Below are 12,581 nucleotides of genomic sequence, written 5' to 3' on the forward strand. Positions count from 1 at the left end.
GGGTTTTGCACTGTCTAAATACGAACTACGAATACCTCTATACTATTGAAGCCTAACCCTCGATACGCCAATAACGGCCGGGGGGATTGCAATGGCAACTTAAAACTTATAACTTACAACTTCCTCAATAAAACTCACCTGAGCGGCATTAATCTTCACAGAAGCTTCCGCAACACTGAACCACTCCACCTTGTCGATTTCTTCGAACTCCCGGAAACGTCCCGATCTTGGTGGCCACTCCATACTGAAGACATTACTTTTCATTTCAATGGGTTCAAAATCCCCGGCACAGGCCCAGCAGTGTACCTGCTTGCCGCCTTTCTGTCTGACGGGGCGGAGTTCAAGATAGGGACCGGATGGTGTCCAGCCGGTTTCTTCGGTAAATTCACGGATAGCTGCAGCGAGCAGGTCTTCACCCTCTCCGGGTTCGCCCTTCGGAATTGTCCACCAGCCCTCGTCGCGCCGTGCAAACAACGGACCACCGGGGTGGGCGAGCAGAAACTCGAGACCCGAAGCAGATTGCCGGTAAATCAATAAGCCGGCGCTGATTTTTGCCATAGAACATATTTTTATGCCAACAGCCACCGCTTCGGCTTGTTTGAACATCCGCCGGTTGAGCTTGCTGTTATCGTAATCTTTCGGCCGGTATTTTACGGTACAACGATCATCTTTGCGCTGCGTGAACCTGAGACCGTATTCAGGCGGTACACATAAATGCCCGCCGGCAGGTTTATGGGTTTAAAGTCAAACTGGTGCACACCCGCATCAAGCGTCGCGTCGGCAATAACTGCCACACGTTTACCCTGACTGTCGTAGACTGAGAGGTTAGCCGGACCGGTTTGAGGCAGGTTAAATTCAATCGTCGTAAGCGTGCTGACCGGATTGGGATAATTTTGCCTCAGCACAAGCTCGTTACCTGCTTCGGTATCGCCCGGAACGGGGTAAGCCTCCGCCACGGCGGCGGCGGTCCGGATGATATCTTCTGCATTATCGCCCGCGACAATGGCAAAACTAAAAATCTGTTTGCCGCCTGCCGGAATGGTTACCGGGCCATAACCAGACACAAAACATACATCAGCATTGCCGCTTACATTTTGTCCGATCCCTTCGCTGCTCACGCCCGAACTCAGTAGTTGAAGCTTTTCGGCTGCCGTGAAGCTCTGGTCACTCAGTGCATTGTTCTGCAAGGATGGAGAAAGTGGTGTGTACAGCGCACGAAGCCCTTTGTTAAGCAACTTAACGCCAATCTGAGGCCGGTTACCTGACTTTGCTTCAAAGAAAGCCGTCTTGGTTACCTTGTCATATCTGGTCATTTCGCCCGCGCCATCTCCAAAATCCCAGTCTGTAAAGAGTCCGAGCGACAAGGCTTCTATTGGCGCTGTACCCGGGTTACTCACCTCATAGTTTACAATCACAGCCTTTGACCGCGGTTCATCTTTGAATACAATATGGCGGTTTTCAACCAGGACGCCAGGTCGGTTGGCAGCGTCACGATCATCGAAAGCAGAAACTGCCTCAAATCGCTGTGCATCATTTGCATCAAGTTTTGCAGCCGCTCGTTTTACAAAGTCTTCATCGGCAACAAGATCAGTTGACCGGACATTGTTGGCGAGCTTACCTCCGGCTGTACCGATCATCAATGAAGCTTCAAACAACAGATTCTGATCTTTATACCTGAATCCGTTTCCGATATTTGATGTGTTCTCCCTGAAACCAATACGCCCGTTGCTGGTAATGCTTGTGCCGATCTGGTTAACCTGGTAATTCAGATAGTCAAGCGCAAAGCTGCGTTTAAAGTACTGGTAGTCCTGGTATTGACCGCCATTTGCACTGAAGCTTAACTTAAACTCTACCTCTTCATTGTCGCGAATACCAGGCAAAACCTCGATCCGGAAGGCATCTGTTGCGTTGTAGAATCCTCCTGTAGCCAGCGATCCAATTTGCAATTCAGGATTAAGGATTCGTACTGACGTATTTGGCGTACTCAATCTCACAACAAGGTTGTTTACCGGCGATAAATAGTTCTTGAGGTCTGCAAAAAGCCTGAGTGTTTCACCTGCGGCATAGTTACCGAAGCCGTCGCCCTCTCTTAATCCGGCAATCCGAACGGCAGACGGATTTTCGGTCATAGCGCGATAAACGTTCAATCGCCCATTACCAAGTTTTTCGGCGTAAATGCCGCTTCCCGGCATATTGTCAGAACTCACACGTAATAATTGTCCCACCTGCTGCATGTCCAGCTGCGGCCTGAAGCTTTTGACAAGTGCGGCCGCACTGGAAACGATCGGCGTGGCCATCGATGTGCCGGACAACAGGCCATAACTTTTATCGAACAATGTACTGTATATGGCTGTCCCAGGGGCGGATATACTCAAATAACGTCCATAATTCGAGGTGCCACTTTTCAGATCGGCATTGTTCACATCAGCTACCGCGAGAACGCCATCAAAGGCTGCGGGGTATTCAGGTGTTTCTGAATTATTGTTTCCGGCGGCAGCCACGATAAGACAGCCTTTGGCAAGCGCATAATTTATTACATCGCGCCCGAAGGAACCGCCTACCGGACCCGACCAGGAGCAGTTGATAATCTGGGCACCATGATCTGCAGCATATTTAATACCTTCATAACCTTTCGAGATCAATGTGGTATTGTCATCAGGCCCCGCTTTAACGATCATCAGTTTTGCTGCTCCGGCTATACTGGCTGTTCCCTGTGCATTGTCAGATACAGCCGAGGCAAGTCCGCTGACATGAATGCCATGTTGATTATTCCTGTTTTTTACATTAGGATCGTTATCTGCCACCGGATTATTGGTGGTTGAACCCGCAAAGTCCCAACCAAAATAGTTGTCAACGTAACCGTCGCCGTCATCGTCGCGGCCATTCACAGGGTCGTTCGTATTTAGATAGATATTGGCTGCCAGGTCGGGGTGTGACGTTTCACTACCTGAATCAACAATAGCAATGATGACTGAGCCAGATGCCTGTTTGAGCAGGTCCCAGGACCGGGGCGCCTGGACCTGACCGAGATATGGACTTTGCGCCAGACCTGGATCATTTGGCGTATAGCTTGTCCGGTATATATAACTTGGTTCCGCGTAGACCACATTCGGGTCGGTCAGCAGTTGGTTGATCGAAGCGATCAGGTCAGGTTGACCGGCAAGCTTTAATTCGTAGATTTTATCCAAAGCAGTCTGTTGAAAGGTTGCCGCACCGGAAACTTTTTGCGTGGATGGAAATGCCTGTCTGGCTGACATGACTCTGCCTTTGCCAAGAGAAATATTTCCCTGGACAACTGATACGCCATTCAGCTGCGGCTCGCTGTTGAACCTGACAATAATCGTGTTTGGTAGGTAGTCTTTCGAGGTGACACCTTGCGGAAGACTAAAGCGGCGTTTTTGCGGCGTTCCAATTTGTGCAAAGCTTTGGAAGCTGAAGCACAAAAGTATAAACAGGATTCTTTTCATAAGATGGTCAGGTAGCAGTCACCGGCTAAGGGAGTACCGCATGAAAAATAGCTAAAATCTCCGGATTGAAAAACGTCTTTTTTTCCGGGGAGTCGGGGATATGAAATGGCAGGCCCTGACCTTTAGTTTTGAGTCTTTGCGGCCTTTAAGTCTGGACGTGGCGCCCTTCGTCCGGTACTTTTCACGAAAAATGAGCGGTTTTAGTGCAGAGATTGCTTGGATGGTTATTTCGAATTATTTTGCCAATATATGTTTAGCTTATTATTTTGATGTTTAATTTAACCTATTGAAATGTTTTTAAATGCTTTTGTCATGACAGTACAGGACGGTCATAAAGCGATATTTTAGCAGTTTTATGAAAACCAAATATAATATTGCCTCATATGAAGGATTATCTGTCGAAATTTCTGCGCCAGTATCACTTTTGTTTGCTTTCGTTAGTATTCATAGCAGGCAGCGCCCATGCCCAGCTTCGTATCACTGACTTGCGAACGAATTATCAAAAGAATCCGATCGGTACAGATGTTTTGCACCCTGCCTTCAGCTGGAAGCAACAAAGCGAGGTTCGTAGCAGTATGCAACGGGCCTATGAGCTTCGTGTTACCGAAGACCTGTCAGGAAAGGTAATCTGGAACACTGGTCGGATCAGCTCCGAGCAGAGTGTAAACGTTCGTTACAATGGGCCAGCGCTTTTATCAGGCAGACGGTATTTCTGGCAGGTGCGCACCTGGGATCAAAACGAAAAGTTATCTAAGTGGTCAGAGCGGGCTTTTTGGGAAATGGGGCTGCTCCAGGCTTCAGACTGGAAAGCAAAGTGGATAAGCAGCGAGCAGCAGACAAATGGCGCGGCAGCCCCGGCAGTGGATTTCAGAAAATCATTTCGTGTTAAATCGCACGTGAGGTCTGCCAGGTTATATACCACCGCCCTTGGTCTTTATGAAACCATGCTGAACGGACAAAAGGTGAGCGACCATTACTTTGCACCCGGCTGGACATCCTACAATCACCGCATTCAATATCAGACCTACGATGTGACGAGCCTGCTGAAGACAGGTGAAAACGCAGCGCTGACAACCGTAGGCGACGGCTGGTATCGCGGTAACCTGGGCTATAAGAAAAGCCGGGGTATCTATGGTAAGGAAGCGGGACTGTTGTATCAGCTGGTCATTACTTATCTAGATGGGACACAGGAACTCATCGTCTCTGATGAAAGCTGGAAAAGTTCTTTCGACGGACCCGTACGCGCTTCAGACATCTACAACGGCGAAATCTATGATGCCTCTCGTGCGCATGATGCGTCTTTACCGGGATTTAATATAACTGGCTGGAAAGGTGTGAGGGTCATCGCCTGGCCTGAAGCAAAACTTGTTGCGCAGTTTGGTCCGCCGGTACGGAGTCAGGAAACGCTTAACCCGAAAAAAATCACCAGGCTTGCGGCGGGAGATGTGCTCATAGACTTTGGTCAGAACCTGGTAGGCTGGGCTGTGCTGCGGTTAACGGGCCGGGCTGGCGATTCAGTACAGGTTCAGCATGCCGAGGTACTTGATAAAAATGGTAACTTCTACACAGAAAACCTGCGGGCAGCAGCCCAGCAGAACACCTACATGCTTGATGGTCAGGAGCGTTGGTATAGTCCGCTGTTCAGCTGGCAGGGCTTCAGATACATCCGCATTAAGGGCTATACAGGGCAGCTTGACAGCGTCACAGTGCATGCACGTGCTGTGTATTCTGACATGGACAGACAGGGCACGTTTGAGACTTCGAATGCACTGGTTAATCAGCTGCAGAAAAACATACAATGGGGACAAAAAGGTAATTTCATCGATGTGCCGACAGACTGTCCGCAAAGAGATGAACGGTTGGGATGGACGGGCGATGCGCAGGTGTTTTTCAATACAGCTGCCTTTAATATGGATGTCTCGGGTTTTTTTATCAAATGGCTGCAGGACCTTCGTGCCGATCAGCGGGCAGATGGTATGGTACCAGCGGTAATTCCGGATATCAAAGAGCAGGCAAACTCCGGATCGGCGGGTTGGGGCGATGTATCAACCATTATACCCTGGAACTTTTACCGCACGTATGGAGACCGTGCCTTGCTGGATACGCAGTATAACAGCATGAAAGCCTGGGTGGGTTACATCAAGGGGATCAGTAAGAACAATCTTTGGAACAGCGGCCGGCATTACGGCGACTGGTTATTCTACGAGATCGACGATGACCGCGATGGCAAGTCGGCCATTACCGACAAATATCTTATAGCGCAGGCATTCTGGGCTGCGTCAGTTCAAAACGTGATTAATGCGGCAAGAGTGCTTGGCAGGAAAGAGGATGAAGCCATGTACACCGCCATGCTGGCAGACATTAAACAGGCGTTTATGCGGGAATATGTCACACCATCCGGGCGCATGGTTTCGAGTTCGCAAACTGCTTATGTACTTGCCCTTCAGTTTGATATGTTGCCGGACAGTCTTCGCGCGCAGGCGGCTGAGCGGTTAGTTGACAATATAAAATCTTATAACTACCACCTGACCACCGGTTTCCTGGGCACACCCTATTTGTGCCATGTGCTGAGTCGTTTCGGTTACGCTGATATTGCATACCGGCTGCTGCTGCAGGAAACGTATCCTTCGTGGTTATACCCTGTTAAAAAAGGAGCGACCACAATCTGGGAGCGCTGGGATGGCATTAAGCCAAACGGCACATTCCAAACTCCGAACATGAACTCATTTAATCATTACGCCTACGGGGCGATCGGTGAATGGATGTATCGCAATATGGCAGGAATCGATCAGCAGGAGGGTTCTATCGCTTACCGGGAGTTGCTTATTTCGCCCCGTCCGGGTGGAAACTTTACCAACGTCAGAGCATCGCTTGAAACAGCTTATGGGCAGGTGTATTCCGGCTGGCATATCAACAGCGGACAGTTCAAGTTAGAAGTAAGGGTGCCGGTAAACAGCCGGGCCAGGATCGTTTTGCCTGGCGCTGCAGGGATGAAGGTGTTCGAAAGCGGCAAACCACTGAGCAGCGCTAAAGGTATAACCAATCCGGTCACACATGGAAATGATATCGAACTGGAAGCCGGAAGCGGACATTACATATTTACATATAACCAGACAAAATAATGCCGCTTAAAAGACGGGAGTTTATTAATCTCGGAATGTATGGTGCCGCCGTGCTTGCATTCCCTGGTGCCCTCTTAAAGGCGGCCGGCTCGCAGGCAGGCTCAGACCGCATAAGTTTTGAGTCACTAAAAAGCAGATTCCTGGACCCGCCTGACGAATCAAAATCGTCCTGTTACTGGTGGTGGTTTAATGGGCGGGTAGACAAAGAAGGGATTACGCGAGACCTTGAAGAATTCAAAAATAAGGGCATAGCCGAAGTTTTGCTTGTTAATACGGCCGGCGGACTGGGCGGCGTGCCATATCCCCAGGGGGCAAAGTTTTTATCTGAAGACTGGAAAGCCCTGTACCGGCATGCCATGGCTGAAGCGTTGCGTCTGCAGATCGGAGTGGGTATTAACATGAGCTCCGGCTGGTGTATGGGCGGACCCTGGATCGAGCCTGAGCAGGCAGGCAGGTGGTACCTTCAGGCAGAGATGGAGCTGACAGGTCCGCAGATATTTTCAGGCGCGCTCCCGCTTCCCGCGGCACGCGCCGGATACAAACATGTATTTAATCCGCCCGGTTATAAAGAATATATCGATCTGCCGCTTGAAAAACTCGATTACAGGGATACGGCGGTAGTCGCCATTCCGGTTCATGACCGAAGCCAGGTTCAAGGGAAACGTGCCGCTGTTTTGCCGGCTAAAGCTAACAGGCGTGACGCAAGCAACTGGGCGCGCGCAAGTGATGTATACGGACCGGCTTTGTACCAATGGGACAGGCTGCCTGACGATAACCCGGTACCGGTTGATAAAGTCATCGATCTGAGACAGTATGTGGACGAGAGGGGCCACCTGAATTGGAAAGTTCCGCCGGGACGCTGGAAAATAATCCGCACCGGGCACAGGATGACCGGTTCCCGTCTGATGATTGCACAGCCCGAAGCAGACGGCCTTTCCATCGGTTGGTTTGACAGGCGTGGCGTAGAGATTCAGTTCGAACACCTGGGCAAAATGTTTATTGCAGAGGCTGCAAAGGTTGGTAATAAGCCGCTTTATTTTTGCGATGATAGTTTTGAAGACGGGTTTCCGAACTGGACGCCCGCAATAATCGATAAATTCATCAGGTACCGGGGCTACGACCCGGTACCGTATCTGCCTGTCCTCTCGGGATATATCATCGGCGATGCGGAAATCTCAGACAGGTTTTTGCACGATTACAGGAAGACACTGGCCGATTGTATGGCCGATGAGCATTACGGGCGATTCGCAGCGCTTTGCCATGAGCACGGGATGCGGGTGCAGAACGAGTCGGCAGGGCCAAGCCGTTCAGGAACCATGTGCATGGACGGCATGAAAAATCTGGGCAGAAGTGATTTTCCGATGGGCGAGTTCTGGCTGGGAAATACCCATGAAGACGAATCAAGCCTGACGGCCGACCAGCCATACGGTGTATCGAGGTTAGACAGCGGCCAGAACAAGGTGACGAAGATGGTTGCCTCTGCTGCACATACTTACGGTAAACAAAGCGCCTCTGCCGAAGCCTTTACCAGCATGCGGCACTGGCTCGACTATCCGGGATCGTTAAAACAGTCGCTGGACAGGGCATTTTGCGAAGGCATAAACCGCATCGCTATTCATACAAGCACCGCCTCACGGCCTTCAGACGGGAAACCGGGTTATGAATACGGTGCAGGCACGCACTTCAATCCCAATGTTACCTGGTGGGAACTGTCCGCCCCCTTTTTTAGTTATGTCGCGCGTTCGCAGTACCTCTTAAGAGCCGGACGTTTCGTTGCTGATGTCTTATTTTATACCGGCGATTTCGCTCCCAACCTGGTACCGCAAAAACATGTCCCTCCCGGTCTGGGGATAGGTTATGATTACGACCACTGCAATGAAGAAGTGCTGCTGCAGCGCCTGGATACCAAGAATGGCAAGCTGTTGCTGCCCGATGGAATGACATACAGGCTATTGGTGTTGCCTGACTTAGCACGCATGTCGCTGGAAGCCTTGCAAAAAATTGTCTCGCTCATTGAACGCGGAGCAACAGTTATCGGTGCACCGCCCCGGCAGGTCTCCGGATTGAAAAATTATCCGCAGTGTGACCGCACTTTAAAAGCGCTGTCGGCGAAATTATGGGCCGGACTCGATGGCAAACAATACCGCAAAAAGAAATACGGAAAGGGTCGTCTGATCTGGGGAATGTCAATTCGCGACCTGCTCTTCGCTGACGGGATTTTGCCTGATTTTGATTACCCGGATCGGAAAAGCCATACACTTGACTTTATCCACCGGTCTCTGCCCGAGGCTGAGGTTTATTTTGTTTCAAACACCCGCGGCAAAGATGCTGCTGCCGTCTGTAGCTTTCGCGATGCGCCGGGAGCGGCAGAATTATGGGACCCGGTATCTGGTAAAACCCGACCTGTCAGCTGCCGCCGCCGGTCCGGACGGGCAGATATTTACCTCGAATTTGCTGCCTTCCAATCCTGGTTTGTGGTCTTCCGCAGAAGTAATACATCGACGATAGAGACCGAGAGCCCCACGGCTGTTTTCACACCCATGAGAAGTCAACTCGTCATCGACAAGTCCTGGACAGTGCAGTTTGAAAAGGAGTGGGGCGGCCCTGCTGATGCGGTTCTGTTTGACACGCTATCTGATTGGACCTTGCACAATGACGAGCGCATTCGCTTTTATTCAGGTAAAGCAATTTATCAAACCAGCTTTTCGCTGTCTGCCATACCGGCTTCTTCCGTGTTTTTAGATCTTGGAACCGTAAAGAATATAGCTTCAGTTCGTTTGAACGGGGAGAATATGGGAATTGTATGGACAGCTCCATGGCATTTGGATGTTAGTTCCGGGCTGCGTACCGGCGAAAACAGACTGGAGATTACTGTGATTAACCTTTGGCCAAACCGCCTCATTAAAGATGCTACGCTCCCTAAAGAACAGCGGCTTACAAACACCAATATTCAGCTGAAAAAGGATGCTAAACTCTTGCCATCCGGATTATTAGGTCCTGTAAGGTTGCGGTGGTCATAAAAAAAGCCCGGGATCGACCGGGCTTTTGATTACAGAAGAAGTTTTATTTGTCGCAATCCAACCGGCTCAGGTTTACCCCGTTTATCAGAATTTCGAATTCGGTTCTCCGGTTTCGCTGCTGCATGGCTTCTGAACATGGCTGATCATTACAATTATTCACCAGGCGGCTTTTGCCATAGTACTCAACACGAATCCGGCTTGCACTGATCCCTTTAGAAATGAGATAACTTTTTACTGAGTTGCCCCTGTTTAAAGACAACTTTTTGTTATAAGCTACCGAAGCACGCGTATCTGTGTGACTTGACGTGATCACAGACATTTCAGGATGCGCTTTCATCAAGGCCGCGAGCCTGTTCAGATCTGGCTGTGCATCGCTCCGGATGTTGTATTTATCCAGGTCATAATAAACAGGATTTGCCACAAAAACGCGCTTTAGTGAATCGCAATGATCCAGGACCCATTGCTGATCGGTGGCCGGTTTACGCAGTTCGATCACCACGTTCAGGTTCTGATCTGTTTTGATGCCGGTTGTTGTCAGGAACTTTCCATTATTCAGATAAGCAGCTTTCGAAGCAAGCAAATCATAATCCGTCTCTTTTTCGAGCTCAAGCGCAAATTTGCCGTCGCCATCGGTCTTCACAATTTTCGTTGCACCGTCGGCAGCTATCGCAACCGTACTGTTTGCAAGGCGCTCGCGGGTCAGAGCATCAATAACAAGACCGGTTAACGTTATTTTGAAAACTTTGTGTTCGAAGGCATAGATATCGTCATTCCCGGTGCGGTTGGAACTGAAGAAGCCTTTATCGCGTTCGTCGTTCGTAATAATGCCAAAATCATCCACAGGTGAATTGATCGGGCTGCCAAGGTTGACCGGCGGATAAAGTGGTTTCAGATCACGGAGCGTCGTTTCAAATATATCCAGGCCGCCCAATCCGGGATGACCGGTTGAGGAGAAATACAGTTTGTTGTCTTTGTCCCAATAAGGGAACATCTCATCTCCCTCAGTGTTAATTTTGGGACCCAGGTTAACTGGTTTACCCCAAAGACCTTCAGGGCCGGTTCTGACAGAATAGTAAAGGTCGGTACCACCATAGCCGCCTTTTTTATCGCATACAAAAATCAGCACGTCTCCTTTTGGACTAAGCGCCGGATGACCGACTGAATATTCATCATCATTATAAGGAAATTCTTCAATCTCGTTCCAATCTTTTCCCTTAGCAGTAAAAAGTTTCAGCTTGTTCACACCTGTACTGCTGGTACGGCTGCGGCCCGCATTATAGTTATTCCGGGTAAACATCAGAGATCCCTCAGGGAGTATAATCGCAGAGCCTTCATGATAACTGCTGTTGATGTGGCCGTTCAGCTTCCTGGCAGGCATGAGCGTTTTGTTTTTGAACTCTGCGGTATCAAGCTCCACGCGATCCAGCCTGTCAATATAATACAGGTCTGTGAAGGCCGAACGGTCCCATTGAAAAACATAGGCGCTATTCACCGTCCGGTTGCTGCTGAACATCAGCCCCTCTTTATAATAAATGGGCGAATATTCGGTTGCCGGACTATTGATATTTGTGTAAAAAACCCGCCAGTCGCCCGAATTTTTTGTAAACCTTCTCACATCAGTGCGGGCAAATGCCTGTGCACGTTTGTCAGATGGTACCAAAGTCAGGTACTTCCGGTACCATTGCTCAGACAATTCATATTGCTCACTACTGGCAAGGGCTTCAGCATAGTGGAGCGCCCACTCAGGCTTAACCTTTTCTTCTGTAACAAGCTGTCCGTACCAGTGCAGTGCCCGCTCATAGTTTTTCGTCTGCCGGTAACTGTCAGCAAGCATTTCGGTAGCAGGAACGTAATAAGGGTACTTCTTTTTAAATTCGAGCAGGGTATTGATGGCAACGGTATATTGAAAGGCCTCATACGCTTCGGTTGCTTTTCTCAGCAACTGATCATTTTCCTTTGGCCTTGGCGTACTGAAGTTTTGCGCCAGGGCGCCGAAGGCGACAGTGACCAGAACGCATATAACAAATAGTTTTTTTCTCATGTGCTCGTTAATCAGAAGAACCTTGGAGATAAGATTTTGTTCCTGTCAAAACTGAATTCATACCGGATCATGATCTCATGACTGCCTGAATTGAATCGTTTCAAGGCTGTTGTACTCGCATCGTAGGCATAGCCGAGATAGAACTGCGGACTGATCTGAATGCCCAGTAAGCCGGAAACATCAGCATTTGTACGGTAAAGTCCGCCTATCGAGATAAAGTCCTTGATCCAGAAGGTTGCCTGGATGTCGCCTTCAACAGGGGCACCTTTTACAGCTTTAACCAGGACAGATGGTTTGAATTTGAAATCTTCTCCGACCGGGAAAACGTAACCTGTAGTAAAGAAGAAATGTGGTACCTGGCTGGCGCTCAACTCAGAGTTTTCATTGAGTTTGTTCGGAATGAGATCGAGTGCAGAAATGCCGGCATAGAATTTTTCCGTATGGTAAAATGCACCTGCGCCGGCGTTTATAATTGTCTTGCTTACATTCTGGCTGAACGCCGGATCGAGACCTGAACCGCTGCCCAGGTCGACCGAACCATAATTTGCCTTATACTGCATGGCGCTTCCGTTCAGGCCGAAAGAAAGTTTGGCTTCGTTGTTCAGCGTGAGGTGGTAGGCATAGCTTGCAATGGCGCCTGTTGTACTGGTAATACCGAGGCGGTCATCAAAAACCTGAAGCCCGAGGCCCATCCGTTCGCCATTCAGCGGCGATTGAACACTCACATTTCCGGTTCGCGGTGCACCGTCAATACCCGACCACTGGCTGCGGTAGAACGCTGATGCGGAAATTGCATTCCGGTTTCCGGTATAAGCCGGATTGATGGCCATCATATTAAATACATATTGAGAATACATGGCATCCTGCTGGGCCTGTGCCGTGCTGATCAGTCCAAGTACAAAAAGGAAGATTTTAAAAAAACTGCGCATAA

Annotated in this window: 6 protein-coding genes; 2 read left to right on the forward strand and 4 right to left on the reverse strand. The window is 49.5% G+C overall.

All coding sequences use genetic code 11. The features are described from left to right. Positions 1 to 99 precede the first annotated feature (99 nt). On the reverse strand, positions 100 to 558 hold the full coding sequence (locus EJV45_RS01090) for an NUDIX domain-containing protein (RefSeq protein ID WP_129713777.1): 459 nt from the start codon (positions 556 to 558) through the stop codon (positions 100 to 102). A gap of 92 nt (positions 559 to 650) precedes the next feature. Next, positions 651 to 3,467, reverse strand: coding sequence for a S8/S53 family peptidase (locus tag EJV45_RS01095; RefSeq protein WP_129713778.1), 2,817 nt, complete (start codon positions 3,465 to 3,467; stop codon positions 651 to 653). Positions 3,468 to 3,850: 383 nt separating this feature from the next. Here EJV45_RS01095 and EJV45_RS01100 point away from each other — a divergent pair, with 383 nt between their 5' ends. Together EJV45_RS01100 and EJV45_RS01105 are read left to right on the forward strand one after the other, a co-directional pair. After that, positions 3,851 to 6,589: an alpha-L-rhamnosidase gene (locus EJV45_RS01100; protein ID WP_129713779.1), complete on the forward strand. Its 2,739-nt coding sequence runs from the start codon at positions 3,851 to 3,853 to the stop codon at positions 6,587 to 6,589. Continuing rightward, the gene (locus EJV45_RS01105) at positions 6,589 to 9,609 is read left to right on the forward strand and encodes a glycosyl hydrolase (RefSeq protein ID WP_129713780.1); all 3,021 of its coding nucleotides are present in this window, start codon (positions 6,589 to 6,591) and stop codon (positions 9,607 to 9,609) included. The genes EJV45_RS01100 and EJV45_RS01105 overlap by 1 nt, the downstream gene beginning before the upstream one ends. A gap of 43 nt (positions 9,610 to 9,652) precedes the next feature. On the opposite strand, the gene EJV45_RS01110 is transcribed toward EJV45_RS01105, so the two are convergent. Both EJV45_RS01110 and EJV45_RS01115 read right to left on the reverse strand, forming a co-directional pair. Then, the gene (locus EJV45_RS01110) at positions 9,653 to 11,650 is read right to left on the reverse strand and encodes an OmpA family protein (RefSeq protein WP_129713781.1); all 1,998 of its coding nucleotides are present in this window, start codon (positions 11,648 to 11,650) and stop codon (positions 9,653 to 9,655) included. Between the two features lie 11 nt (positions 11,651 to 11,661). Next, on the reverse strand, positions 11,662 to 12,579 hold the full coding sequence (locus EJV45_RS01115) for a type IX secretion system membrane protein PorP/SprF (protein ID WP_129713782.1): 918 nt from the start codon (positions 12,577 to 12,579) through the stop codon (positions 11,662 to 11,664). Positions 12,580 to 12,581 lie beyond the last annotated feature (2 nt).

Origin of the sequence: Pedobacter sp. SYP-B3415, assembly GCF_004138205.1 — a bacterium.
GTDB lineage: Bacteria > Bacteroidota > Bacteroidia > Sphingobacteriales > Sphingobacteriaceae > Pedobacter.